Annotated in this window: 19 protein-coding genes and 1 pseudogene; 7 read left to right on the top strand and 13 right to left on the bottom strand. The window is 59.2% G+C overall.

Annotation, left to right across the window (positions count from 1 at the left end):
- Positions 1–59: 59 nt before the first annotated feature.
- A complete protein-coding gene (locus TU74_RS01130; RefSeq protein ID WP_002554837.1) occupies positions 60–269 on the bottom strand; it encodes a cold-shock protein in 210 nt (69 codons plus the stop codon).
- 352 nt (positions 270–621) lie between these two features.
- Between TU74_RS01130 and dcd the strand changes: the two genes are divergently transcribed.
- Complete coding sequence (dcd, locus tag TU74_RS01135) at positions 622–1,188, top strand: dCTP deaminase (protein ID WP_019411020.1); 567 nt, start codon at positions 622–624, stop codon at positions 1,186–1,188.
- 94 nt (positions 1,189–1,282) lie between these two features.
- Positions 1,283–1,483, top strand: a complete 201-nt coding sequence (locus TU74_RS01140) for a hypothetical protein (RefSeq protein WP_047274028.1) — start codon at positions 1,283–1,285, stop codon at positions 1,481–1,483.
- 8 nt (positions 1,484–1,491) lie between these two features.
- Here the strand turns inward: TU74_RS01140 and pdeM are convergent, their stop codons facing one another.
- The 11 genes and pseudogenes from pdeM to TU74_RS01195 all read right to left on the bottom strand — a co-directional run bounded on the left by pdeM (position 1,492) and on the right by TU74_RS01195 (position 14,083).
- Complete coding sequence (gene pdeM, locus TU74_RS01145) at positions 1,492–2,148, bottom strand: ligase-associated DNA damage response endonuclease PdeM (protein ID WP_048374617.1); 657 nt, start codon at positions 2,146–2,148, stop codon at positions 1,492–1,494.
- A gap of 1 nt (position 2,149) precedes the next feature.
- Positions 2,150–4,641: pseudogene (locus TU74_RS01150) on the bottom strand (ligase-associated DNA damage response DEXH box helicase).
- Between the two features lie 79 nt (positions 4,642–4,720).
- Positions 4,721–5,848 carry a succinylglutamate desuccinylase/aspartoacylase family protein gene (locus TU74_RS01155; RefSeq protein ID WP_048374621.1) on the bottom strand — a complete coding sequence of 376 codons (1,128 nt, stop codon included), beginning with the start codon at positions 5,846–5,848 and terminating at the stop codon, positions 4,721–4,723.
- A gap of 139 nt (positions 5,849–5,987) precedes the next feature.
- Complete coding sequence (locus TU74_RS01160) at positions 5,988–7,643, bottom strand: ATP-dependent DNA ligase (RefSeq protein ID WP_048374623.1); 1,656 nt, start codon at positions 7,641–7,643, stop codon at positions 5,988–5,990.
- Positions 7,640–8,659 (bottom strand): ligase-associated DNA damage response exonuclease, encoded by a 1,020-nt coding sequence (locus tag TU74_RS01165; RefSeq protein WP_048374625.1) that lies wholly within the window; start codon positions 8,657–8,659, stop codon positions 7,640–7,642. The genes TU74_RS01160 and TU74_RS01165 overlap by 4 nt, the downstream gene beginning before the upstream one ends.
- A gap of 132 nt (positions 8,660–8,791) precedes the next feature.
- The gene (locus TU74_RS01170; protein WP_048374627.1) at positions 8,792–11,236 is read right to left on the bottom strand and encodes a penicillin acylase family protein; all 2,445 of its coding nucleotides are present in this window, start codon (positions 11,234–11,236) and stop codon (positions 8,792–8,794) included.
- A 275-nt stretch (positions 11,237–11,511) separates the two neighbouring features.
- Positions 11,512–12,153: a glutathione S-transferase N-terminal domain-containing protein gene (locus TU74_RS01175; protein WP_047278705.1), complete on the bottom strand. Its 642-nt coding sequence runs from the start codon at positions 12,151–12,153 to the stop codon at positions 11,512–11,514.
- Positions 12,154–12,357: 204 nt separating this feature from the next.
- Positions 12,358–12,579: an SEC-C metal-binding domain-containing protein gene (locus tag TU74_RS23230; RefSeq protein ID WP_082149790.1), complete on the bottom strand. Its 222-nt coding sequence runs from the start codon at positions 12,577–12,579 to the stop codon at positions 12,358–12,360.
- 7 nt (positions 12,580–12,586) lie between these two features.
- Positions 12,587–13,072 (bottom strand): LEA/WHy family protein, encoded by a 486-nt coding sequence (locus TU74_RS01185; protein WP_048374631.1) that lies wholly within the window; start codon positions 13,070–13,072, stop codon positions 12,587–12,589.
- 32 nt (positions 13,073–13,104) lie between these two features.
- On the bottom strand, positions 13,105–13,581 hold the full coding sequence (locus tag TU74_RS01190; RefSeq protein WP_048374633.1) for a YchJ family protein: 477 nt from the start codon (positions 13,579–13,581) through the stop codon (positions 13,105–13,107).
- 4 nt (positions 13,582–13,585) lie between these two features.
- Positions 13,586–14,083, bottom strand: a complete 498-nt coding sequence (locus TU74_RS01195) for a DUF6231 family protein (protein WP_048374635.1) — start codon at positions 14,081–14,083, stop codon at positions 13,586–13,588.
- A gap of 310 nt (positions 14,084–14,393) precedes the next feature.
- On the opposite strand from TU74_RS01195, the gene TU74_RS01200 reads away from it, so the two are divergent.
- The 3 genes from TU74_RS01200 to TU74_RS01210 all read left to right on the top strand — a co-directional run bounded on the left by TU74_RS01200 (position 14,394) and on the right by TU74_RS01210 (position 20,171).
- Complete coding sequence (locus TU74_RS01200) at positions 14,394–19,007, top strand: dermonecrotic toxin domain-containing protein (protein WP_053069946.1); 4,614 nt, start codon at positions 14,394–14,396, stop codon at positions 19,005–19,007.
- A 134-nt stretch (positions 19,008–19,141) separates the two neighbouring features.
- Complete coding sequence (locus TU74_RS01205; protein ID WP_047292504.1) at positions 19,142–19,420, top strand: DUF1145 domain-containing protein; 279 nt, start codon at positions 19,142–19,144, stop codon at positions 19,418–19,420.
- The gene (locus TU74_RS01210) at positions 19,413–20,171 is read left to right on the top strand and encodes a hypothetical protein (protein WP_048374639.1); all 759 of its coding nucleotides are present in this window, start codon (positions 19,413–19,415) and stop codon (positions 20,169–20,171) included. The genes TU74_RS01205 and TU74_RS01210 overlap by 8 nt, the downstream gene beginning before the upstream one ends.
- 82 nt (positions 20,172–20,253) lie before the next feature.
- On the opposite strand, the gene TU74_RS01215 is transcribed toward TU74_RS01210, so the two are convergent.
- Entirely contained in the window at positions 20,254–20,718 is a 465-nt protein-coding gene (locus TU74_RS01215) for a CopD family protein (RefSeq protein ID WP_048374641.1), read from the bottom strand.
- A 97-nt stretch (positions 20,719–20,815) separates the two neighbouring features.
- Between TU74_RS01215 and dinG the strand changes: the two genes are divergently transcribed.
- Together dinG and TU74_RS01225 are read left to right on the top strand one after the other, a co-directional pair.
- Positions 20,816–22,960 carry an ATP-dependent DNA helicase DinG gene (dinG, locus tag TU74_RS01220; RefSeq protein WP_047278693.1) on the top strand — a complete coding sequence of 715 codons (2,145 nt, stop codon included), beginning with the start codon at positions 20,816–20,818 and terminating at the stop codon, positions 22,958–22,960.
- Between the two features lie 95 nt (positions 22,961–23,055).
- Positions 23,056–25,407, top strand: coding sequence for a beta-galactosidase (locus tag TU74_RS01225; RefSeq protein ID WP_048374643.1), 2,352 nt, complete (start codon positions 23,056–23,058; stop codon positions 25,405–25,407).
- Positions 25,408–25,639 lie beyond the last annotated feature (232 nt).

The following is a 25,639-nucleotide window of genomic DNA, read 5'->3' on the forward strand; positions in this document are numbered from 1 at the left end:
CGGCAGGCATAAAAAAACCCCGCTTTTGAGGGCGGGGTTTTTTACTGGATCAGTACAAGTTAGATAACTTGAACTTCCTCAGCTTGCATGCCTTTCTGACCGCGAGTAGCGATGAAAGAAACCTGTTGGCCTTCTTTCAGGCTTTTGAAGCCGTCGGATTGGATTGCTTTGAAGTGAACAAACAGGTCGTCACCGGATTGTGGAGTGATGAAGCCGAAGCCTTTTTCATCGTTGAACCACTTAACGGTACCAGTTTGGCGATTAGACATGGTGTAACTCCTTGGACAAAGATAACTGCGACTCAGGAAAAGCCCTGGCCGAGACTGAGTGCAAAGAGCAGGAAAAATTCTTGGAGATGGTTGGATCGAAATTCAACATCGTGTAGAGATTCTCAGTGACACAAGCAACACAGTGACGCCACCTTAACCCTTTTTCAGGAACGTGCAAAGGGTCTTTGCGAAGGTTTCTCTAAAAACGTGACTGGCGGTTGGCCTCACAGCCTGTATTCCCGGTCGCTACAGCTATTTTCAATAAATCTCTCTCAGGCTTTTGAACCTGACACCTCGCCCCGGTAAGATGCCGAACAGAATTTTTCCACCTCGCTATTCAGGACACCCCGCCATGAGCATCAAATCAGACAAGTGGATCCGCCGCATGGCGCAAGAGCACGGCATGATCGAACCCTTCGTTGAGCGCCAGGTGCGTGGCGAAGGCGCCGACCGTCTGATCTCCTATGGTGTGTCGAGCTACGGCTATGACGTGCGCTGCGCGAACGAATTCAAGGTGTTCACCAATATCAACTCCGCCACCGTCGATCCGAAAAACTTCGATGAGGGCAGCTTTGTCGATGTCACCAGTGACGTGTGCATCATCCCGCCCAACTCATTCGCGCTGGCGCGCACCGTCGAGTACTTCCGTATTCCGCGCAACGTGCTGACGATCTGCCTGGGTAAAAGCACGTACGCCCGCTGCGGCATCATCGTCAACGTGACGCCCCTTGAGCCGGAGTGGGAAGGCCACGTGACGCTGGAGTTCTCCAACACCACGACCTTGCCGGCGAAAATCTACGCCAATGAAGGCGTCGCACAGATGCTGTTCTTCGAATCCGATGAGGAATGCGAAGTCTCCTACAAGGACCGTGGCGGTAAATATCAGGGCCAACGTGGCGTGACCTTGCCGCGTACCTGACGAACCGAGGGAATTCCTGAGCGAAAATACACTCTACTGGGTGTATTTCCGGTGATGCACCCAGCGCGCCGGATCCACGCTCAGGAGTGCCCCTATGAAGATTGATCCGAGTATCCGCGCCCAACTGGCCAGCCTTGAACCGAATCAGGTCGGTATGTTGGCCTGGTCGCTGCTCGCACACCCTCCGATGCAAGCAGGCGGCATCCCCGGCCAGCCTGACCCCGATACCCCGCAACCCACTGAACCGGGCGTCCCGACAATTCCGGACGAGCCACCGCCTGCGCCAGTGGCGTGAATATTCAGTCAGTCATGCGTCAGTGGCCACACGCCTTCATCTGCTACCAGATACAGGCGCGTACCCGGCGCAGGGCTGACGTTCATCCCCCCTGTGAATGCACCGAACGCCGGTAGCAAACTGATCCTTGGGCCGAGACAGAAACAGGGCGCACGTACGCTTTGCCGACCTTTACCGCGCAAGCGGAAAGTGGGATGCACATGGCCGGCCAGTACATGGTGAGTGGCATGGGGCTGCGGCTCATGCTGCAGGGCAAAGGGCCCCATCAACCACGGTTCGGCTACCACCTCAATCTTCAATGCCTCAGGCGGATCCCCGGCACGCCGGTCGTGGTTGCCCCTGATTAACCTCATCGACACATCAGAGTGCGCCTCGCGCCACGCGCCAATGGCCGCCAATGTGTTCAGCGCGTGGGATTCGGGTGCGTGCAGGAAGTCCCCCAGAAAAATCACCTCTGTGCAGGGATAACGCCGCATTAATCGATTCAGTACATCGATATTGGTTTGAGTGGTGCCGGTCGGCACCGGCTGGCCCAGTTTTCGATAGGCTGCCGCTTTGCCGAAGTGCGCGTCAGCTATCAACAGGGTGTGTCGGCGCGGCCAATAGATGGCCTTTTCTGCCAACAGCCATAGCTCTTCACCTGCCAGTTCAACCACCACTTTCATGCTATTTCGTTCCTTTCACGACAGCGGCTTCCAGGTCCTTGACCATGCTGCGATACGATCCGCCAGTTTTTCAGAGCTGAGGCTTTCACGAAAACGCTCCACCAACAGCGGGAAGGCGAACGGGGTGGCTCGTTGGATGGCATGCACATCGAGCGTCAGTGCGCGCATGTCACTCAAGGTCTGTTCCAGGCGCTGAATATCCAACTCCTGACGCAATACTTCCTCCTGGGCTTGGGTCAACAGCAGATTGTTGGCGTCGTATTGCTTGAAGACTTCAAAAAATAGCCCACTGGAGGCTTGAACCTGGCGCGTGCTTTTCTGCGCGCCGGGGTAACCGCCAAACACCAGTCCCGAAATACGCGCAATTTCCCTAAAGCGCCGCAAGGCCAGTTCACCGGCATTGAGGCTGGCAAGAATGTCTTCCAGCAAGTGGTCTTCATCAAACAGGCCTGCCTTGAGCAGGGACGCCCAGTCCACCGCGGTCGCGCTGAGCAGTTCAAAACCATAGTCATTCACCGCGATCGAGAACGTCAGCGGTTGCTGTTGACTGATCCGCCAGGCCAACAGGCTGGCCAACCCCAGGTGCACCTGCCTCCCGGCAAAGGGATACAGGAACAGGTGCCACCCTTCACGGGATTTAAGGGTTTCGGCCAGCAGCGTATGGGTGCCGGGCAGGGCCGACCATGCCTGTTGCACCTCCAGCAAGGGCTTGATCGCCTGCATTTCCGGGCCTGTGAACTGCCCCTGGCGAGCGGCATCCAGTTGCGCGACAACCGCATGCGCCAACTCGCTGGAGAGCGGCATGCGCCCACCGTTCCAGCGCGGCACGGCGGCTTTTTTGCCCGAGGTACGTTTGACGTACGCCACCATGTTTTCGACGCGCACCAATTCCAGCAAGCGCCCGCCGAACAGAAAGCCGTCACCCGGTTTGAGCCGTGCAATAAACCCTTCTTCGACACTGCCCAGCGATTGCCCGCCGCCGCCTTTGCGCCAGTACTTCAATTGGATACTGGCGTCACTGACGATGGTGCCGATGCTCATGCGGTGGCGTCGGGCCAGGCGTGCGCTGGGGACTTTCCACACGCCGTCGGCATCGGGTTCGACACGCTGGTAGTCCGGGTACGCGGTCAGCGAGTCGCCGCCATGATGGACAAACGCCAGCGCCCAGCGCCATTGAGCCTCGCTCAGGTCGCGATAAGCCCAGGTGCTGCGCACTTCGTCCAGCAACTCATCAGGCGTGAAGCCACCGGCCAACGCCATACTGACCAGATGTTGCACCAATACATCCAGCGGGCAGTGGGGCGATTCGCGGGGTTCAATCAAGCGGGCGGCCACGGCGGCTTTGGCGGCAGCGGCTTCAACCAGCTCCAGGCTGTGGGTCGGCACCAGCGTCACACGCGAAGGCCGCCCCGGCGCATGACCCGAGCGGCCCGCACGTTGCATCAAGCGGGCGATGCCTTTGACCGAGCCGATTTGCAGCACCCGCTCAACCGGTAAAAAATCCACCCCAAGATCCAGACTCGACGTACAAACCACCGCTTTGAGCGTGCCTTCCTTGAGGCTGCGCTCAACCCAGTCCCGCACGCCTCGGGCCAAGGAGCCGTGATGCAGAGCAATCAATCCGGCCCAGTCGGGACGGGCTTCCAGCAACGCTTGATACCAAATCTCGGATTGCGCGCGGGTATTGGTAAAAATCAGGCAACTGGCGCTGCTGTCCACTTCGGCCACTACCGCGGGCAGCATGCGCAGTCCGATATGCCCGGCCCAGGGAAAGCGTTCGATGGAGGGCGGCAGCAGGGTGTCGACCTGTAAATCCTTGATGACGTTGCCTTGGACACTGACGCCCCCGCCTTGCGGCAATAGCACATCCTGGGCGTGGGCCTGATTGCCGAGGGTTGCAGAAATACCCCACACGATCAGTTGTGGATTCCATTTGCGCAATCGTGCCAACGCCAATTGCAGTTGCACCCCGCGCTTGTTGCCAATCAACTCGTGCCACTCATCCACCACCAGCATGCGCAGGTTGGACATCTGTGCCTTTGCGTCGGCACGGGTCAGCAGCAAGGTCAGGCTCTCGGGGGTGGTCACCAGCGCACTGGGCAGGCATCGACCCTGTCGGGCGCGTTCGCTGCTGCTGGTGTCGCCCGTGCGCAGGCCAATGCTCCACGGGATGTCCAGCTCTGCCAGCGGTGCATCCAGCGCCCGCGCAGTGTCCGCTGCCAGCGCGCGCATGGGGGTGATCCACAGGACCGTCAGCGGTGCACTGGCCGGTTTGCGCGATTTGGGCGGGGTCAGCGGTTTGGCTGGCGCGGCACGGGCAAAGCGGTTGAGGGCTGCAAACCACACTGCATAGGTTTTGCCGGCGCCGGTACTGGCATGCAGCAGACCGGACTCACCGCGCTTGACCGCCGCCCAGACCTTTTTCTGAAAGGCGAACGGCACCCACTGTCGAGCACTGAACCACTGTTTCGCGAAGTTATTGGAGTCAGCCATACGCGCGGGTAATGCTCTGAGGGGGCTTGATTCAGAGACCGCGAGTGCTGCCGGTTAGTGCCCAAAATTGTTGCTCGCCTCAAGGCGACAGCAGGTACTCGCTGCGGTGCTCCCCGGCCCCCGCTACATGCGCGATGACCATGCCGGCCGTGGCCATGCGCCGTAACGAACGGGCGTACAACACGCCTTGCGTGGCGCTGTAAATGGGCGTGACGCGGTCGCTGAGCGGGTCAATGACCTGCGCGATCAGTTGGCCGTCGCGCAGTCTCTCGCCCGGGCGGGCGCAAAACACCAGCAGCCCCCCGACGGGCGTCGTCACCGGTTCAACCCCGGCCAGCGGCGTAGCGGGGCACAACAACGCGGGGGCAGGTGGCGGGTCGCCAGCAATGGCACCCAGGTCGATCAAATAATCAAGCAACGCCTCACAGTCGGCCTTGGCCATGGGGTGGTTGACGTCATGCTGACCGCGCAACTCCACGGTGACTGACACACAACCCTGGGGGATGGCGGCGACGTGCCCGAAGCGTTGCTTGAGCTCCCACCACAAAAGCGTCAGGCATTCGTCGAAGGACAGTCCGCCTGAATCGGTGGCCAGCAGGCTTGCCTGTGCACCGATGCGACGCGCCAACGGTTCGACACGGGGCCAGGCATCGGGGGTGGTGTAAAGGTGAGGGACGGCTTCGAAATCGCAATGCAGGTCCAGCACGATATCGGCATCGCAGGCCAACGTTTGCAAGGTCAGGCGCTGAGATTGCAGCGTGGTCACGGGCACGTGCTGAGCGAGGGTTTCACGCAAATGATGGCGAATCAGATGCAGGTTATGAGTGGGGTCATCGGTTAAAAGCCCTTCAACGGCATCCCCTATTTCAAGGCTTAAATCGAGAAACAGGCGATTGAAATTCTGCCCGCTTTCCAATTCAAAGCGGCCCAGGGGGACGTCCATCAGCACTTGTTCCAGGCCAGCGGGGTTTGCCATCGGCACGATCACGATTTCACTGCGCAACCGGCCCTCGCTTTCCAGCTCGGCCAGCCGCTGCTTGAGGTGCCACGCGACCAGCATGCCCGGCAGTTCATCCGCGTGCAGCGCGGCCTGAATGTAGACCTTGCCCTGCGGCTGCTCAGGGCCATAGTGAAAGCTATGAAGCTGGCGTTCACTGCCGGGTACGGGGGCCAGCAAGGCGTGAGTTCGATGTCGTTCTGTTCGCATGCAAAAGTCCCGATGAGCCAGGTCAGGGAGCGCCAGCCTGCAGCGTTCCGGCCAATGAGGTCACACAGGTCCGAATAATGGCAGCGATGCTGGCTCGCGAAAAGCTCCCCTACCGCGTTTTCCGCACAGGCGATGGCCTTTAGCCCAGCAGGGCTTGCAGGGTTTCAAGGCTGTCGGCCTCAGCCACGGGTTTGTCCTGTCGCCAACGCAACATGCGCGGAAAGCGCACGGCGATCCCGCTTTTATGGCGTCTTGACAGAGCAATGCCTTCAAACCCCAGCTCGAACACCAGGCTGGGGGTCACACTGCTGACCGGGCCGAACTTCTCGACAGTGGTCTTGCGCACGATCGCGTCGACTTTGCGCATTTCTTCGTCGGTTAACCCTGAATAAGCCTTGGCGAAGGGCACCAATTGACGATCCGATTTTTCCGGCGGTCCGTCCCATACGGCAAAGGTGTAATCGCTGTAGAGGCTGGCACGCCGACCATGCCCGCGTTGGGCGTAGATGAGCACGGCGTCGACACTGAACGGGTCGACTTTCCATTTCCACCACACGCCCACGTCCTTGGTGCGCCCGACGCCGTAGTGCGCCGTGCGCGCTTTGAGCATCATCCCTTCCACGCCCAATGCCCGAGACGCCGTGCGTTGTTGCGCCAAGTCCGACCAGTCGCGCCCTTGCAATAGGGGGGATAGCTGCAACGCGGACTGGTTGGCCTGATCCACGGCGGCTTCCAGTTGCGCCCGCCGGTAGTGCTGCGGGTGCTGGCGCCAATCCTGGCCTTGCCACTCCAACAGGTCGTAGGCAAGCAGCACCACCGGAATTTCTTGAAGGATCTTTTTACTCAGCGTCTTGCGGCCAATACGTTGCTGCAACAGGGCGAATGGCTGCACGCGGGGGCCGATTTGCGGCGCGTGATTCCAGACCACGATTTCACCATCGATGACGCTCCCGTCCGGCAGGGCAGCGCCCATTTCCAGCAGCTCCGGGAAGCGCTCGCTGATTAACTCTTCGCCCCGCGACCACAGCCATACTTGCCCGTCGCGTTTGACCAGTTGGGCACGGATACCGTCCCACTTCCATTCCACTTGCCAGTCGGTAGGCGGCCCCAGCTGGGCCTCGAATTGCTCGACCGGCAGTTGCAGCGGATGCGCGAGGAAGAACGGATAAGGTTGCCCGCCCCGTTGCGCGTGTTCATCGGCTGACGGTTCGGCGATCAGTTTCAGGTAGTCGGCCGCAGAAGGCTTGCGCGACAACTCGGTATAACCCACCAGCCGCTGGGCCACGCGCTTGCTGTCGACCCCGGCCAGGGCCGCGAGGGCGCGGGTCACCAGCAGTTTGGAGACACCCACGCGGAAACTGCCAGTGATTAACTTGATGCAGACCATCAGGCTTTGTTGAACGAGTTGCGCCCACAGGGCCGGGAGGCGCTGCGCCAAGTCTTCTGGCGACGCTCCGCGCAGCGGTAACAGATGATGCTCAATCCAGTCAGCGAGCCCGGCCTCGCTGCGGTGCAGGGATTCAGGCAACAGCAGCGACAGGGTTTCGGCCAGATCGCCGACGGCTTGGTAGCTTTCTTCAAACAACCATTCAGGCAGGTCGGCCTGTTGCATGCCAATCTCGCGCAATACGCGGCTGGGCACCAGTTGGCGCGGGCGTCCGCCTGCCAAAAAGTACACCGCCCAGGCGGCATCGGCGGGCTGGGCCTGGCTGAAATAGTCTTTCAGCGCGGCCAGTTTGGCGTTGCTGGAGGTGGTGGCGTCGAGTCGACCATAGAGCTGCGCGAAGGCCTTCATGATGCGAGCTCCGGCGGGGGCGTTGCTTCTTCGTCATCGCCGTATTCGGTGACAAACCCTTGGGCATCGAGGCCCTTTTCCCGCAGAAACCGCACCAGCGTGCCGATCGAACCATGGGTCACCATGACCCGTTCGGCGCCGGTTTGCTCGATGGCCCACAACAATCCGGGCCAGTCGGCGTGGTCGGACAGAATAAATCCGCGGTCCACCCCCCGGCGTCGCCTCGGGCCGCGCAGGCGCATCCAGCCGCTGGCGAAGGCATCGCTGTAATCGCCAAAGCGGCGCATCCAGGTGCTGCCGCCCGAAGAGGGAGGCGCGAGGATCAAGGCCTGTCGTAGCAAGGGGGCGGTCTTTTTGAGGTCCCCGGCGTACAGGGTTTCAGGGATGTAAATGCCCGCGTCGCGGTACACCCGGTTCAGCGGCTCCACCGACCCGTGGGTCACGATCGGGCCGATACTGGCGTCGATCCCGTGCAAAATGCGCTGCGCTTTGCCGAAGGCATAACAGAACAGCACGCTGGCTTTGCCCACGCGCTGATTGGCACGCCACCACTGATTGATTTCGGCAAAAATCTGCGCTTGCGGCTGCCAGCGGTAAATGGGCACGCCGAAGGTCGATTCAGTGATGAACGTGTGACAGCGCACGGGCTCGAACGGCGCGCAGGTGCCGTCGGGTTCCACTTTGTAATCCCCTGAGGCCACCCACACTTCACCTTTGTAGGCCAGCCGAACCTGCGCCGAGCCCAGCACATGGCCCGCCGGGTGAAAGCTGAGGGTGACGCCGTGGTGTTTCAGGGGCTGACCGTAGGCCAGGGTTTGCAGGCTGATGTCTTGGCCAAGCCGTGCACGCAAGATGCCCGCGCCAGGTTCGGCGGCCAGGTAATGGGTGTTGCCCGTGCGCGCATGGTCGCCATGGCCGTGGGTAATCACCGAGCGTTCGACAGGGCGCCACGGGTCGATATAAAAATCCCCGGGCGGGCAGTACAAACCTTCAGGTCGCGCGATAACAAGGTCCATGGGCATGCCGTGGCAATGGGCTTGCTATGTAGGAGGCGAGGGCAGGGCGGGAAGTTCGAAAAAGGTGCGGGGCTGGCACGGCCGCGCAAGGTGAGTTCTATGAACGCGCCCTGCGCGGCAGTCTGAGGGGTTTTACCTGCCCGGTGTCAGCGTCAGGCGGGTGTTGCCGTACACCTTGTCGAAATGTTGCGGTTGCATCGGGAAGCTCACGTACTGCCCTTTGAGCCACGGATCGATGCCGTCGGCGTAATGCGGGCTGGCCGGGTTGCTGGATTGCCCGCTGCTGTTCTGCGCCATCATCGGCTCGGGTTGCCCGAAATCAACGATCATGCGCATGGCCGGGATCAGCGTGGTGTCGAAGTTCGAATCCCCCAGGCGATACGCGGCCATGTTCAGCGTGGTGTGATCCCCGCCCGCCGCAATCGGCCCACGCACGGTCTGGCCCTGGGCATTGCGCCACACGTAATGGTGCAACGTGCCCCATTGCCAGGCCTTGTGATTGCTGCCCATCAGGCGTTCACCCGCATCGACGGCCGCCACCAGGCTGCGGGCCAAGACGGCCGGTTTGTCGCGCTGTTGCCCATTGCGGGCGTCACTCCAGAACGGGCTGTCTTCGCGGCTCAGCAAGTGATCGGCCTGAGCCGAGTACGACAGGTTGCCGTTGCTGATAAACGCCTTCCAGCTGGCGCTGTTTTCGGGGCCAAGGGCGTCGAGGAACGTCACTTGCGTACTGGCCTGCAGGAACAATTCATACAGCGCCGCGTCGGCGGAGGTCGCATTGAGCTTGCCGTCAAAGGCCAGCAACCGGCTCAGGGCCTCGCGGGCTTTGGACTGGTCGGCAGCGGGCAGCGCAGCAATGGCTTGTTTCAGGGGCTGCGCCATACCGGGTGCGGTGAGCATGGCCTTGAGTTTGGGGGCGAACAGGGTGACCTGGTCGTACTGCATGGCGATCAGGCTGCGCGCGTCCTGTTTGCCGCTGCCAGCCAATTGCGCGAGGCGCTCGCTGCGCTCAGGTGACAGCCACGAGTTTGACAGTTGCATGCCGTAGCCAAAGGCTGCCGTGCGCTGGTTGGCCGTGCCGAGCCAGCCCTGAGCCGGGTCTTGATCGTAAGGGTGCAGCATGGCGTCGGCATAACCGTCCCAGTCGTAGCGACTGTCCCAGCCCGGCGACGGGATCAGGCCCAGCCCTTCGCGGCGGTTGGGGTACAGACCGGTCACTTGCCAGCCAATGTGCCGGGCGTCGGCATATAGCAAATTGAGCGCGACCGAACGGATTTCACGGCTGGCGTCGGAGGCGGCTTCGCTGGTTTGCGCCCGGGACAGGTTGAAAAACGCATCCAGCGTGCTGTCACCCTTGAAGTCCGGCAGTTGCAGGGCCAGGCCCAAGTGACTGTTGAGCGGGTTGTTGAGCAGCGGCCCGTGGCGGGTTTCATACACCGCTTCACGCACTGGGCGCTGCCCCTTAATGAAGAACGTTTCGTTGCGCACGCTGGTGGGCAACCATTTGCCGTTGGAGAGGTAATACAGACGATTACCCTCGCGCTTGAGCTTCTCGACAAACACGTCCTGATTGTCGCCCATGGCCATGCTCATGCCCCACGCCACGTTGCCGTTGAAACCGGCAAACAGGGTCGGCAGCCCGGCAATCGTGGCCCCGGCAGCCTGGTACTTGGGCGCGCGGATTTGCACGTAGCTCCAGGCCGAAGGGATGCCGATGGGCTGATGAATGTCGTTGGCCAACAGGCTTTTGCCCGACCGGCTACGGGCCGGGCCAATCGCCCAGTCACTGGACGCCGTCACCCCCGGCAGACTCATGTGCGTGACCTGTTCAAGGGCTTGCGTCAGGCTGTCCAGCCCTTGTAACTGAGTGCCAAGGTTCAAGCCCTTGAGCTTGTCGGCCTCGCTGGTGGGCAACGCTTCACCGGGGTAGGTCGGCATCAGCCAGGCCAGTTTGTCGCTGCCCACTTTCTGCGCCAGCACCAGCGCATTCAACTCTTCTTGCAGGTTGGTCGACATGCCGAAGCTCAGCAGGCTGTACACCAGGGCCGAATCTTCGGGTTTCCAGTACTCGGCCTTGTAGCCTGCCCGGGCCAAATCTTCGGGCAACTTGTCGCGGTAGCGGAACAGGTAAGCGTTGACGCCCCGCGCATACACTTCAAAGAACTTTTTCAGGCGCGGCGATGCACTTTTGTACAGCTCACTGGCGTTTTTCTTCAGGTTGATGCTGCGCATCAGGCGGTCGGTGGGCAGGGCATCGGCGCCGTCCAGCTCGGCCAGACGGCCCTGAGCGAGCAAGCGCAGGCGCACCATTTGGCTGATGCGGTCGCTGGCGTGAACATAGCCAAGGGTGAACAGCGCGTCATGGAAACTGCTGCTTTCAATCAGCGGCATGCCTTGCGCGTTACGGCGCACCGACACGTTCTGCGCCAGCCCTTTGAGCGGTTGCACACCCGACGTCGGCACAAGGCTTTGTGAGGCGTGGTTGTTCATCTGGCAACCGGTCAGGCTCAACACGCCGACCACTGCCGCGGCAACGCCGAACCGGGGTAAAAAATGAATGAAGGCTGGCGAGGCCATGGCAAAGCTCCTGCGAAGGGGGGATGTCAACGAAAGGCGCTACGTTAGTGACGCGCACGGGGGCACGCAAGGGCTATCTGGCGAAAAGCCAAGGCGCTGCAGGCCGCCGATTCACGCAGACGGAGCATTGAGGATTTGCAGTGCATAGCAGGGTGGAGCTGCGTGAATGGGCGAGTGCCATCTGATCGAGACCGAACGGCGCGAGGCGCGACTCGCCGCCTCGCGTGATCGGCCTGCAGCGCCAGCGTTATGACGCTTGCAGCGGTAAGGCGTGTTTACTGCGGCGGGTTGATCTTGGCCACCAGTGCGTAAGCCCGTTCGGTGGCCGGGCGGGCCTTGACCCGGGCAAACCAGCTTTTCAGCGCCGGGAAGTCATCCAGATTCTGGCCTTGCCAGGCGTGCGGCACGATCCACGGGTAAATCGCCATGTCCGCGATGCTGTACTCGTCACCTGCTACGAACTGCCGGCCTTCCAGCTGCTTGTTCAATACGCCGTAGAGGCGGGCCGTTTCGTCGGTATAGCGCTTGATCGCGTAGGGGATTTTCTCGGGCGCAAAACGATTGAAGTGATGGTTTTGCCCCGCCATCGGCCCCAGCCCGCCCATTTGCCAGAACAGCCACTGCAGGGCCATTTGCCGACCTCGTAAATCCTTGGGCAGGAACTGACCGGTTTTTTCGGCCAGGTACAGCAGGATGGCGCCCGATTCGAACAGCGACAGCGGCTCACCGCCGTCCGCCGGGGTGTTATCGACGATGGCCGGAATGCGATTGTTCGGTGAGATTTTCAGGAAGGCGGGCGCGAACTGTTCATTTTTACTGATGTTGATCGGGTGGACCTTGTACGGCAGGCCAGCTTCTTCGAGAAACAGTGAAACCTTGTGGCCGTTTGGGGTGGTCCAGTAGTAAAGATCGATCATGAAGGGCTCCAGAAGGGAATGTTCACGTTGAAACTGATGCCCGGCAAAGGTAGCAGTTCACTCGCAGTTGTCAGTTTTACGCCTTCTGTTGTGAAGGGGAAACGTGCCATCGCAGGATCTGGTCGCAACTTTCAGGCGATAAAAACACAAACGCCGCACCGGCCCGAAGGCAGATGCGGCGCTGGTCGGGCGCTTTTGACAGGATCAGGCGCCGTGACACTTTTTGAATTTCTTGCTGCTGCCACACGGGCAAGGATCGTTGCGGCCAACGTCTTTCAACGCATTGCGCACAGGCTCCTGATGGGCGTGACCGCAGTTCGGGCCATGCACGTGGCCGTTGCCGTGGTCATGGGCGTGATCATGCTGGTCATGCTGGTCATGATCGTGGTTGCAGTCCGGGCCGTGAACGTGGGGTTGTTGGGTCATTGCTCAATCACTCTGGAATAAAATCGCCGGGGATTATCTCGCCTTTGCGCATCACGTGCACGTCGTTACCGTAGAACAGACCGGTCTCCAGCGTACCTTCAAGCCGATAAGGGATGGGCTGGTCGGGCGACTCCAGCAATTTGACCAGGGGTTTGATGTGTTGCCACATATTGGTGCGCACGGGAACGATGTACTCGGCAGTGCCGTTGGGGTCGACGCTGAACCATTGGCTGTGTTCGCCTTCGGTCAACAGAACCGGCCCCAAATACACTTTGTAGCTGATGCCGCGCACGGTAAGGGTCGAATCATTGCGGTTATCGACCCTGAAATGCAGCTTGAAGCGCTGCTCCAGCAGTTTGGCCTGAACCAGTTCGACGCGTTCCAGGCGCACCTCGGGGTCTTTGTCCGAGGACTCAAACCAGGAGGCACACCCCGACAGGCCCGCTATCAGTAACAGGACGGCGGTGTGTTTAATAAGTGCCCGAACATCCATTCCTTGCTCCTTATCAGCCACGTCAGTTCAGCTTATTGGGCGAAATAGCCGGCGCAGCATTTTTTGAATTTGAAACCGCTGGCGCAAGGGCAGGGGTCATTGCGCCCTACTTTGAGCGGCACGGTTGGATCAATGAAGTACCAGCGACCGGCACTTTGTACGAATGAAGACTTTTCCCGATGACTGTGTTCGCCATTGGCGTCATGCCAACGCGCGGTAAAGGTGACGAACGCATGTTCAGGTTGACCACCAAACACTTCACTGTGTTCAACCTCTAACCCGAGCCAGGTACTTTGCGCGCTCCAGCTCTTCATCGACTCACAGTCCAGACCCGCTTGCTGCACCGGGAGTGTAGTGGCCACCAGATAATCCACCTGCCCCAGCACATAGGCGCTGTAGCGTGAACGCATGAGGGTTTCGGCGCTCGGGGCCTCGGTCCCTGCGTGATAATGCCCGCAACAGGCGTCGAGCAGGTTGCCGCTGCCACACGGGCAAATAGATGTACTCATCGTGTTACCACCAATACTTGCCAAAGTTTTCCGGATTCGCCCAGAACCGGGCATTCAGCCAGTCTGGCACGTGTTTGTACTCGCGTAAGTCGTAAGTAAAGAGAGTCAATATCTGTTGGTCACGCTGAAAGCTCTCGCTGTTTTGTAGGGCTAAAGCGAAAAAGTCCGTTTCTTTCCAGTCGCATGCTGCCAGATCCGCGAGTACCGCGAGACGGCTGGCGTTCAGGTTGCGAATCCCGCCCAGCAATTCAAGGCCCGCTTTTTTGGGCATGTGCTCAAGGCAATCGACCACCAGGGCTAGATCAAAACGCTGGCCAGCCAACGCTTCGGGAAGCGCGCCGGGGGCGGCGAGGGAGATCCGGGCCTCTGGGTGGGCCTTGTGAAAGGCTTGCAGTGCCGGGACATCACTGGCGGTTACCACCAGCAGGTGTTCGGGGGCATAAAGCTCAAGCAAGGCCGCCAAGGCTTGCTGAGGTGTACGGCTGTCAATGCCAGGTTTCATTTCAAAGTTCTCTCTGCCTAAGCGCTCAAGACTAGCGTGCCGGGAACGTGGGGCCTAGTCGATGTGCGCAAAGGCGCACAGGTGAAGTGAGTCCGCTACTCCTGATGCGGTAGCCGGATAACACCTTGCCTGCCCAGACACGTGTGCAAATAAGGTACAGCGGTCTTAGGACCGTCTCCATTTGATAAGGGAATTTATGACCACACCGTCTACTGCCGACCCAGTCTTACAACCGTCCAATCCACCTGTTTATCACGCCGTTAATGCACAATTTTTCACGCGTCCAGGGATCGATACCGTGATTCGGGACATGTTCAAGCATGCACTGGAAGAGCGCTACCCCACACTGACGATTGATCTGGCCACTGCCCGCCTGGCCACCCCGCTACCCACTGGTGGCTGGGAATTGCCGCTGCTCATGGACAAGATCAATGACTTTCTTGTCAACGGTGCTGCGATGGAGATCAGTCATGTCAGCCCGCGTAACTACTACTTCTTGTCTGACCGGGAGGGCAACCGCCTCAAGCTTGCCGACGATTATGAAGTCGATATGCAGGTCATTGAAGCATTGATCAAAGAGTTGCCCTGGAGTGTACCGATAGGTCTGAAAACCGCACTGGCGGACTATTGGTCACAGCAAACGGAGGGCGGGGTCACGCGATGGCGATGGCTCAGTAATGTACTCAAGGACACATTGGCAATGAAGGCGCTTGAACAGAGCAGCCTCAGTGAAACTGAGCTTGAAACCTTGCAACAGGTCCTGAATTTTCCGGACAGTGAGGAGCGGATCAGTTTTTACGGCGATCAAGCGACTCGCGTCTTTTATGTGCAATCGACGCTGATGTTTTCAGGGAATACGGGCAGGGTATTGAATCCACATTTACTGTTGGTTCGTTACGCCAGCGAGTACACCGCGACGCCCTGTGTATTGATGTGCCAACCCAATGGCGAGATCGAAGCCTTCAACTCAGTGGACGCCGTTACACAATCCAGGGCGGTCATTGTGCAAGCCTTGTATGCCGTGGATACGGTTGTTTCCAAGCGCTATGAGGTCGATGGCGATGCCTTTGATGCCGAGGCGGCCCTGATTCTCAATAAACAGATGAACAACATCACTGCGTTGCGCCTGCCCAATCGTTCAGGCCTGCAAGCAGTGAAGTCGACCTACCAGGCGATGACAAACCCTGCCCAGTTTTTCAGGGGGGCCCCGGCGGGCAAGCCTGAGAAGGTAGGCAAACTGTGGGCTGTATTGCCCGACTGGATGGTAACGGCTTCCCGCGAACATCAAGAAGACTACCGCTCATGGAGCCTGGCGCTGGCTCAGGCCAAAAAAAATGCCAAAGGCCTCGACTACCTCAGTGGTGTTCCCGATCTGCACAGCTATACCGTTGAAGCGCTCAAACGTCATCTCAGGCGCGATCAACTACGGTTAACACCGCAGGCGCCTCACAGTGTGACGATGCCTGATTATGACCCCGACCACATTGAACTGACCTTTCTCGTGGTTTCCGGCACCGTTATTCCTGGATCAACCGATGTGAGCGGCGTTGTAGAACGCATAAAAATGACCCTGACAGACTTGGCCATCAAAAATCTGGCAGGCAAGCCTGAAGGTGAACTGATTAGCGTGCAGCATCGCCAGGGGGTGGCACTGCCTGCCTGGCTTACGGCCGACTACATTACCCAGCGCAATGGGTTAATTCAAAGCGTCGATATCGGTCGGTTTTACCCTCAAACCCTGAAAAGCTATCTACTGGATAACAGCCAGGCAGCGCGAAAGCGTGAAGCGCAGTTTAGCGATCAACTCAGGTGGTATTTGCCGTTACACGCCCTGGAACTGAGTCTCAGGAAGGAAAACGGCATGACGACGGCGGGCGCGAACCTTGTAGCGGCGCTCATGCACAGGTCTTCACAACCGCGCCAGGTCAATGGCCAACGGGCAGTGATTCGCAACCTAGCCCTGCTCAGTCACGCTGAGGCGAAACCTGATGTTGTGTGCAATATGTTCATCATCGAGCCGGCGAACCTTGAGACCGGGCCACACGTGCTTTACCGGCCGATGTATGTCAAATCTCTGCAGGAGTTTGCATCCCGGGCAGCCTTGATGAATGCCATCGCGCACCCCGGGGAGTTGCAAACCAGCGTATTGACCTGGATGACCGACTCGGCCAGAACGGTGTACGACAACGGAGGCTTCCTTGAGCCGCATTACGTTCGATTCTCAGGCGAAGACGACTTCCCTGTGTTATTTGGAAAGCCAGAACCTGCGTCGCTCGCCACTGAGGGGGTGAGCGACGAGCTGACACAGCAAGTTCAAAACAATCAGTTAATGGCTTATCTCTACCGAGTGAACGCGCTGGCGCTCATTCATCAGGCCGATAGCGATACCGTTTCCAATCGTGAAAGCAGGTGGGCGCTGTTTATTGAAGGCGCCAGCCTGATTTTCAACACGTTCATGCTGCCTTATCTGCGTGGACCGTTAATGCTGACGGCCTGGTGGGTGTTATTGGTGCAAGCCCTGAATAAAGATATTCCCGGATTAAGCAGCAATGACCCTGTTACCCGGGAGTTGGCCATTGTCGATATGCTGCAAAACCTCGCAATGGTGCTGTTTCAGAGGGTGCCTGCGCCGACCGGTTCGCAGAGTAAACCCCAAGCCGTGGCGACCCGGAAATTGTTATCTGCAGGGGGTCCACGGCGGGTGCTTAGCGAGTGGCCGCCCCGTCCCGAAGCCAAAATAATGGACGGTCCTGTACGAATGGCGGGCGAATGGCAGCAACGGTTGAGTCGTGATCTGGACTTCAGTTTTGCCAGTGCCAGTAACCGTCTTTCCCCGAACCTGCGTTTAAAGCTGGAGCAACTGGCAGTGCCCACGCCAGTCCCTTTGCCGCTACCCGCCAAAACAGGTGTGCGGGCGGGTCTTTACCCGGTTGGGGAGGCCTGGTTTGCCTTGATTGAGGGTGGTTTTTACCCAGTCCGGATTGAGTCCGATGGCGTCAGCATTGAGGGCGGGCCCCCTCTGCAAACGGATGGGCACGGTCACTGGTCGCCTGATCTGAGACTGCGACTACGGGGTGGCGCGCCTGGCAAACAGATCAAAGCCCTGCGTGAGCGCAAGGCGCAGCGCATTGCCGAGCTGGCAAGTGAATATGAGGTGTTCGTTCGGGAGCGACAGGCCGGTCAAGTAAAAATAAATCTTGAAAACACAGTGTTAGAACGCTTTATAAGTGACCGACGCAGAACGCCAGATGAAGTACTCGCACAACGTGAGCGCTTATTGCAGAGCCTTGATACGCAACTGGAAAAATTCGAGCGTCAAATAGCCCTTAATCAGGAGCGCAAGACTCTCGGTGTGGCGATGCCCAATGAGGATCTGGTCCAGGCCATGGATTATGTGGTCGTTAATACGTTTGCTTGTATTAAACACAATAAAAAAGTGCGTGCCGAATTGATTAATAAGTGGGCCGGGCTGGAGCAATCCTTGGTAGCGGTCTCCAAGGATGATAAAGACCTTCCCTTGGCACGGCGAGCGTTACGCACAGAGGGCTGGAAAGCGCTGATCCAGATCAATGAACACGATCTGCGATGGTTTGAGCGTATTGAAACGTATATGGGTGAGCTTCCTTCGCTGGGCGAGCGCGGTAAGCGAGCTCATGAAAGCTTGAGTGTTCTCCGTGAGCAGGAGCCCTTGACCTCGACTCAAGTCAAAGGCGCTCAGATCGGGTTATTGGGGTTTACCTGTACCACCCATGAGAACCCTGAATTGCAAGAGCGCCTCAGTGAGGTCATCAACAGTGTGCTTGAACAAGTACACACCCACGACCAATTGAACCAACTTGAGCTTCCACTTGAAGAGCGTCTGGCCGTTCTTGGCAGTGTCGTTGAGCAATATGGAAAGGCGTTGGATGCCTTGTTCAATGTCAGGAAAGTTAACGTTGAGGACATTGATGTTCACACCTTTGACGCCATCGTTGCGCTAATGGAAGGGCTTTATAAAGGCGCTGAATTGCTGCTGGCCGATGACATCAAACCGCTTGAGCTGAATCGTAAAAAAATCAAAAAAGACAAAGTACCGTTAACGTCCCGTCCTTTGAAACGCATTATTAAAACCCGGCATAAGGGCCGCCTGATCGGTGACCTTAAGTCGTCGCAGGACGGCGCAGCCCCCGAGACGGTCGAAGTGCGCTCCGACACAGACAATAAAGTGCTCTCCACGTATGTCAGAGAGGGTGACAACTGGAACGTTGTGGCTATTGAACGCACCGCTGAGCCTGCCCCTTTGAAGCGCGGCCTTGCTGACCTCAAGCGTGAGGCGCTCAAGCTCTATGGCATGGCAGAGGTTCACCTCAAGCGCGCTGAAGGCCTGATCAATAGTGCCCGATACCCTCAGGAGGCAGAAGAAATCTTGTTGCATGTGGCTGATCGGCTGGGCAAGAGCGCCTCAGATCTTGAAGCCGGCAGCGCCGCCGATACCGAGCGCTGGCGGCAAAAAGAAGATCAGGAACTGGTCGCCGGAATGCGTGCCAGAGCCCTCGATATCAGGTCAAAAGCTCAAAATTTACGCGTGCGTTTGAGCCTGAAATTGCCCCCCACCCATGGCAGTCTGCAATACCTGCTTGAACACCAGCGTGTCAGCATTGAGCTGTATCGCAAGCGCCAGCGACTCAAAAGAGACTTCATTGATGAGTATGCGATCAAGGACAGGGACGGTAACTTTGTGTGGTGCGCTCACTTTCATTACAAAGAAGCCGGTAAAGCCAAACACGACTATGAAGTCGCACACCTTAAACGCTGGTCGCAGCGTACCGATGACTACTGGTCATTGAAAGACAGCGCGAAAAACCAGCATGAAATAGTCGAGGTTTACCGCAGTCAAATCGGCAAGAACCTTGCAGATCAGTGGTTTTTACCCTTGACCACGTAATGGGCGCAGGGGTGGGCAACGACCTCACACGCGTGATTAACGCGTTGAGGTATTTTTGCCCGGGCCTCTGGCGCTGTTGTCCTGCCACCCGTTAAGGTGCACCCAAAGAAAAAACATAACGATCAGGGGGAGCTATGAAGGTGCTTTGGGGGCTGGGGAAGGTCTTGACCCTTATGTTTTGGGTGGTCGTGGTGATCAACGTGTTCAATCCGTTGATCAACCCGTTTGATGTGTTGGTCAACCTGGCCGGCAGCTTGTTGCTGCTGACTCACGTGCTTGAGCTGCTACTGTTCAACGGCAGCGTCAAAGACCGCCCTCATCCTTGGCGTGATCGCCTGCACATCCTTCTGGTTGGCATTTTTCACCTGCAAACCCTTCGCTCTACTTCTGAACAAGGCGCTCACCATGCGTAAGTTAGGTTTATTGGTCGCCCTGTGCAGCCCGTTTGTCCATGCCGAATCGGTCAAGGTTGATCCCAACACGCTGATGCGTTTACCCGCCAATACCAGCGTTTTGCAACTCGAACAGCTGGACGTGGCGGACTACGGCACGTTGCTGATCCCGCCCGGTGTGACTCAGGTCAAGATTGACCAACTGCATTTGGGGCGTGAGGCGCGCATCACCATCGTCCCGGCTGAACGTGCCATTGAGTTGCACGCCGCTTACGCCAACTTCGAAGAAGGCAGCCAGATCAACGCCCGCGGCGCGGCGGGCACCTACGAAAAACCGGCGCGACCGGCGCGTGACCTGACCCTGCGTTTTGATGCCCTGCAAGCCAATGAGCTGTCGGTCGATGCCCGTGGCGGAACCGGTGCGCCGGGTTTTGTCGGGTTGGATGGCGGCAACGGTGACGCGCCGGGTTGCACGTGGGGTTCCGCGAGCGCAGGCCACAATGGGCAAAACGGTGGCAACGGTCAGCAAGGCGCTGCTGGCGCGCAGGTTCGGGTTGAGCTGCCGCGAGACTTTCCCGATGACCTGATTAAGGTGCGTGTGGACGGCGGCGCGGGTGGCAAGCCCGGCGCAGCAGGGCGTGCGGGGTCTGGCGGCAAATCCAAAGGATGCTTGGTATACCGCACCGACGGCGCAAAGCCAGGCAAGCCAGGGCTGGCCGGGGAACCCGGTGAAACCGGTTCTGCTGGCGCCGTCACCATCCAGCGTTTGTAACCCTTCCTGTAAAAACGCCTGTTGCGAAGGCTGCGAGCGGTGACAGGACGACCAATGCGTCGTCCTGTCACCGCTCAAGGCTTTACAACATGGGGCGTGCCGCCGCAATGGCCACCACTGCCAGCCCGACGATCAAGTTACAGCCCACCAGACGACGAATCCGCCCCAAGGCCGCCGCTCCGGCCGCCCACTGTTCAGCCTCGACCGCCTTGCGCAACTCCGGTAGTTGTAACGACTGGATACGAATGAACAGCGCCACCATCACGATGTACAACCCCATCATGACCTGCACATAACGCGGCGCGGTCTCAAACCCGTTAAAGCGCATGTGCAATAGGCCAATGCCGCTTATCGGCAAAATCAGCACGGCAAGCCATACCCAGATAAAAAACCGTGGGAATACCTGAACCCATAATTTCAACCTGGGCGGGCCTTCAAGGGCGGCCACGCTGGCCGGGCGCAGGATCATCCAGGCAAAAAACATCCCGCCCACCCAGATCAGGGCGGCCAAAACATGCAGGGTATAGGCAAGGGCAAAGGCGGTCATGAGGTACTCCGTTCGGCGCGGGATGAATTAGCGGGGTATGATAGCGGCCATTCGAACCACTGAAAATTTATCCAGCGTTTCTCGCGCCCGAAGAACCATGATTAGTAACGAACTCAAATCCCAGATCCAGGGCGCCTACTCGCGTTTTCTCGAAGCCAAAAGCCTCAAGCCCCGCTATGGCCAGCGATTGATGATCGCTGAAGTGGCCAAGGTGCTCGGCGACATCGACACCGACGAAGAAGGCCATCGCAGCGGCGAACCGGCCGTGGTGGCGGTCGAAGCAGGCACCGGCACCGGTAAGACCGTGGCCTATAGCCTGGCGGCCATTCCAACGGCCAAGGCCGCAGGCAAGCGGCTGGTGATTGCCACCGCCACCGTCGCGCTGCAGGAGCAAATTGTTTACAAAGACCTCCCCGACCTGATGCGCAACAGCGGGCTGAATTTCAGCTTCGCGCTGGCCAAAGGCCGTGGGCGCTACATGTGCCTGTCCAAACTCGACATGCTGCTGCAAGAAGGCCACGCGCAAACCGCGACAGCGCAGTTGTTCGAAGAAGAAGGGTTCAAGATCGAGGTCGATGAAGCCAGCCAGAAGCTGTTTACCAGCATGATCGAGAAACTGGCAGGCAATAAGTGGGATGGCGACCGTGACAGCTGGCCCCAGGCGCTGGAAGACCAGGACTGGGCGCGCCTGACCACCGACCACAGCCAATGCACCAACCGCCATTGCCCGAATTTCGGCCAATGCGCCTTCTATAAAGCCCGCGAAGGCATGGGCAAGGTAGACGTGATCGTCACCAACCACGACATGGTGCTGGCCGACCTGGCGCTGGGCGGCGGCGCCGTATTGCCCGATCCGCGTGACACCTTGTATGTGTTCGACGAAGGTCATCACCTGCCGGACAAGGCCATCGGCCACTTTGCTCATTACACGCGCCTGCGTTCCACCGCCGACTGGCTGGAGCAAACCGCCAAGAACCTGACCAAACTGCTGGCGCAACACCCGCTGCCGGGTGATCTGGGCCGTTTGCTGGAGCAAGTGCCGGAGCTTGCGAAGGAGATCAAGGCGCAGCAGCAGTTCATGTTCACCACGTGCGAGCAGATCGCTGACTTCAAGGTCGGTGAAGAACCGGAAGGGCGCGAGCGCCCGCGGCACCGTTTTGTCGGTGGGCTTATTCCCGACCACATGCGGGAAATGGGCATCGAACTGAAAAAAGGGTTCTCGCGCCTGACAGACTTGTTTACCCGGCTGACTGAAATTCTCAAAGACGGCATGGACGGTGAGGTCAATATCGGCATCACCAGCAATCAGGCCGAAGAGTGGTATCCGCTGTTTGGCAGCTTGCTGTCCCGTGCCCAGGGCAACTGGGAATTGTGGACCGCCTTTACCACCGAAGACCCGGAAGACAACCCGCCCATGGCCCGTTGGCTGACCTTGGCTGAAAGCGGTTCGCTGTTTGATATCGAGGTCAATGCCAGCCCGATTCTGGCGGCGGAAATGCTGCGCCGTAACCTGTGGAACGTTGCCTATGGCGCGTTGGTCACGTCGGCCACGCTGACGGCTTTGGGTACCTTCGATCGTTTTCGCATGCGTGCCGGGTTGCCGAAAAAGGCGGTGACGGCCGTCGTCCCCAGCCCGTTCCACCACGCCGACGCGGGCGTGCTGCGGGTGCCCGACCTTAAAGCCGACCCACGGGACGCAATGGCGCACACGGCGGCGATCATTCGTGACCTGCCGGGTCTGGTTGAGGGGTCCAAGGGCACGCTGGTGCTGTTCTCGTCGCGCAAACAGATGCAGGACGTGTTCGACGGTCTGGAGCGTGACTGGCGCAAGCAGGTGTTCATCCAGGGCAACTTGTCCAAGCAGGAAACCCTTAACAAACACAAGGCGCGGGTGGATGGTGGCGACTCCAGCGTGTTGTTCGGGCTGGCCAGCTTTGCCGAAGGTGTGGACTTGCCCGGCGCGTACTGCGAGCACGTGGTGATCGCTAAAATACCGTTCTCGGTGCCTGACGACCCCGTCGAGGCCGCGCTGGCGGAGTGGATCGAAGCCCGTGGCGGCAACCCGTTCATGGAAATATCCGTTCCCGACGCGTCGCTCAAACTGGTGCAGGCCTGCGGTCGTCTGCTGCGCACCGAGCAGGATCGCGGCACCATCACCTTGCTGGACCGGCGCCTGGTCACTCAGCGCTATGGCAAGGCGATCCTGAATGCCTTGCCCCCTTTCCGGCGCGAAATTTCTTGAGTGCAAGTCGGCGATCTCGCCGACTTTGCTGTCTATGCTTTGACTTTTACCACCTCACAGACCGTTTTTCGGTCGTTAGGGAGAACCACATTCCTATGATTCGCCGTTCCCTGTCTGCTGTTTTTGCGTTGTTGGTTTCGACCCCGCTACTGGCGGCGCCTGCCGGACAACAAACGTTGTTTAACTTCGTTCGCCCCGCCGATGTGGTGCAGGTGGCGACCGTGGATGCGTATTTGCCGCAGTACAACGCGGAACAAACGGCCGAAGGTGAGGTGTTGCGTCGTGTGACCTTCAACCCGGCGACAGCCCCGAGCCTGATGCTCAAGCCCCAGACCGGTGTTTGGGACTGGTCGCAGTCGGGCATGATGACGTTACGTATTCAAAACGCCATGAACTGGGCGCTGACCCTCGACGTCACCCTGCAAAGCAGCAACGGCAAAACCTTGACCAGCCGCGTCGCCCTGCCGGCAGGCCCGGCGCAGACGCTATTACTGCCCTTGAAGGCCAACACGCCGCACAGTCAGGGAATGCGCGCCGGGCCGCCGATGCCGATGACCCTCGACGGTCAGCGCATCTTGCTGGCTGCCAGTCAGGGTGAAATTGACCTGACCCAGGTGGTGTCGGTGACGCTGTCGGTCCCGCAGCCCAACGCAGCGCAAAGCATCTTGCTGGAGCGCTTTGGTGTGCAAGACGGCGACGGGGTGATCAAAGCGGTCTACAGCTCGATTGTGGACGAATATGGGCAGTCGACTCGCGCCCGATGGCCCGAGCGTGTGGTCAATGACGAGCAGCTCAAGGCCGCAGCCGCCCGGGAACACCAGCAACTCAAGGGCTGGCTGGCCAAGCGCGGCGATCAGGATAAATACGGAGGCTGGATCCAGGGCGCACCCTTTGAAGCCTCGGGCTTTTTCCGCACCGAAAAACGTGACGGGCGCTGGAACCTGATCACCCCGCAAGGGCATCCGTTTTATTCCTTGGGCCTGAATGCCGTGACCGCCCGTGACAGCCAAACCTACGTGGCGGGCCGCGAATGGATGTTCAGCGCACTCCCTAAAAAGGGCGAGCCATTGCATGCCTATTACGGCACCTCGGACCATAACAGCGACAACGGCGCGAGCCGCGGGCGAGCCTTTGACGCGGGGCGCTGGTACAACTTTTATGGCGCCAACCTGCAACGTCTTTATGGTCAGCCCTGCACCACCGGCAACGCGGCACAAAGCGCTGAAGCGGTGACCCCGTGTGCCCCCGAAGCCTTCGATGCACAGCGCTGGCAAGCCCATACGCTGGATCGCCTGCAAGCCTGGGGCTTTAACACCATCGGCAACTGGAGCGACCCGGCGCTGGCCGAGAGCAAGCGGGTGCCCTATACCTTGCCGCTGTCGATCGTGGGCGATTACGCCAGCATCAGCACCGGCTCCGACTGGTGGGGCGGCATGCCTGACCCGTTCGACCCGCGCTTTGCCATGGCCACCGAACGCGCAGTTGCCATCGCCGCCCGAGATCACCGCGATGATCCGTGGCTGATCGGGTATTTTGCCGACAACGAGTTGGCGTGGGCGGGCCCGGGCACCGATGCAAAAAGCCGTTATGCACTGGCTTTCGGCACGCTGCGCCTGACCACCGATGTGCCTGCCAAGCGCGCGTTCCTCAAGCAACTGCGGGACAAGTACCGTAACCAGCAAGGCCTTTCCAAAGCCTGGGGTGTCGACATCCCGGCCTGGGAGCTGCTTGAAGACCCGGGATTCGAAGCGCCGATGCCCAACCCTGAGCACCCGGAAATCGAAGCCGACTATCAATACTTCCAGAAAGTATTTGCCGACAACTACTTCAAGACCATCTCTGACTCGCTCAAGTGGCACGCCCCCAACCATTTGCTGTTGGGTGGCCGGTTTGCCGTCAGCACCCCTGAAGCGGTAGCGTCCTGCGCGCAGTATTGCGATGTGCTGAGCTTCAACTTCTACACCCTGCAACCGCAAGACGGCTATGACTTCGCCAAACTGCGAGAACTCGACAAGCCGGTGATGATCACCGAGTTCAACTTTGGCTCCCGTGATCGCGGCCCGTTCTGGGGCGGCGTGACCGAAGTGGCCAACGAAGAAGCGCGTGGCCCGGCGTACAGCAAATTCCTCAAGCAGGCGGTGTCGGAGCCGTCGATTGTCGGTGTGCACTGGTTCCAGTACCTGGACCAACCCGTGACCGGTCGGTTGCTGGATGGCGAAAATGGTCATTTCGGGATGGTCGGCATCACCGATTTGCCGTTTACCGGGTTTGTTGAAAACGTGCGCAAAGCCAATTTACAAGCGTTGGATCAACTCGGCCAAGAAGCCGCCAAGGCACAAGCTGACGCTAAAAATGACGTCAAAGCACCGCGTCACGCCCCTCAGGAGGGCAGCGAGGGCCGCTCTGGCGCGGGCCATGCGGGCGGGCATTCGGGGCAAGGGCACTGAGACTGCCCTGGGTTGCCGACGGAGAACGTGACGTATCTGTTGCCTTTGTGACCCATACCCTGGGCGGTCATGTTCTCTCGGATCAGCGGGTGCAAGCATTGGCCAGGGCGGTAGCCGCAGCGCTGTAACGCTGACGCAAGCGAGCTTGCCTGTTAAGGGCAGGTTCGCTCTAGCCTTGCCCGGGCGTGTGGTGTTTTCACAAAAAATCCACCTTGATGCGTTTACCTTCAGC

It is taken from the genome of Pseudomonas lundensis (assembly GCF_001042985.1).
GTDB classification, from domain to species: domain Bacteria; phylum Pseudomonadota; class Gammaproteobacteria; order Pseudomonadales; family Pseudomonadaceae; genus Aquipseudomonas; species Aquipseudomonas lundensis.

What these genes read in the sequence shown, in the direction of transcription:
- TU74_RS01130 (WP_002554837.1), bottom strand. Translation starts at nt 269, where the DNA reads ATGTCTAATCGCCAAACTGGTACCGTTAAGTGGTTCAACGATGAAAAA.
- dcd (WP_019411020.1), top strand. Translation starts at nt 622, where the DNA reads ATGAGCATCAAATCAGACAAGTGGATCCGCCGCATGGCGCAAGAGCAC.
- TU74_RS01140 (WP_047274028.1), top strand. Translation starts at nt 1,283, where the DNA reads ATGAAGATTGATCCGAGTATCCGCGCCCAACTGGCCAGCCTTGAACCG.
- pdeM (WP_048374617.1), bottom strand. Translation starts at nt 2,148, where the DNA reads ATGAAAGTGGTGGTTGAACTGGCAGGTGAAGAGCTATGGCTGTTGGCA.
- TU74_RS01155 (WP_048374621.1), bottom strand. Translation starts at nt 5,848, where the DNA reads ATGCGAACAGAACGACATCGAACTCACGCCTTGCTGGCCCCCGTACCC.
- TU74_RS01160 (WP_048374623.1), bottom strand. Translation starts at nt 7,643, where the DNA reads ATGAAGGCCTTCGCGCAGCTCTATGGTCGACTCGACGCCACCACCTCC.
- TU74_RS01165 (WP_048374625.1), bottom strand. Translation starts at nt 8,659, where the DNA reads ATGGACCTTGTTATCGCGCGACCTGAAGGTTTGTACTGCCCGCCCGGG.
- TU74_RS01170 (WP_048374627.1), bottom strand. Translation starts at nt 11,236, where the DNA reads ATGGCCTCGCCAGCCTTCATTCATTTTTTACCCCGGTTCGGCGTTGCC.
- TU74_RS01175 (WP_047278705.1), bottom strand. Translation starts at nt 12,153, where the DNA reads ATGATCGATCTTTACTACTGGACCACCCCAAACGGCCACAAGGTTTCA.
- TU74_RS23230 (WP_082149790.1), bottom strand. Translation starts at nt 12,579, where the DNA reads ATGACCCAACAACCCCACGTTCACGGCCCGGACTGCAACCACGATCAT.
- TU74_RS01185 (WP_048374631.1), bottom strand. Translation starts at nt 13,072, where the DNA reads ATGGATGTTCGGGCACTTATTAAACACACCGCCGTCCTGTTACTGATA.
- TU74_RS01190 (WP_048374633.1), bottom strand. Translation starts at nt 13,581, where the DNA reads ATGAGTACATCTATTTGCCCGTGTGGCAGCGGCAACCTGCTCGACGCC.
- TU74_RS01195 (WP_048374635.1), bottom strand. Translation starts at nt 14,083, where the DNA reads ATGAAACCTGGCATTGACAGCCGTACACCTCAGCAAGCCTTGGCGGCC.
- TU74_RS01200 (WP_053069946.1), top strand. Translation starts at nt 14,394, where the DNA reads ATGTTCAAGCATGCACTGGAAGAGCGCTACCCCACACTGACGATTGAT.
- TU74_RS01205 (WP_047292504.1), top strand. Translation starts at nt 19,142, where the DNA reads ATGAAGGTGCTTTGGGGGCTGGGGAAGGTCTTGACCCTTATGTTTTGG.
- TU74_RS01210 (WP_048374639.1), top strand. Translation starts at nt 19,413, where the DNA reads ATGCGTAAGTTAGGTTTATTGGTCGCCCTGTGCAGCCCGTTTGTCCAT.
- TU74_RS01215 (WP_048374641.1), bottom strand. Translation starts at nt 20,718, where the DNA reads ATGACCGCCTTTGCCCTTGCCTATACCCTGCATGTTTTGGCCGCCCTG.
- dinG (WP_047278693.1), top strand. Translation starts at nt 20,816, where the DNA reads ATGATTAGTAACGAACTCAAATCCCAGATCCAGGGCGCCTACTCGCGT.
- TU74_RS01225 (WP_048374643.1), top strand. Translation starts at nt 23,056, where the DNA reads ATGATTCGCCGTTCCCTGTCTGCTGTTTTTGCGTTGTTGGTTTCGACC.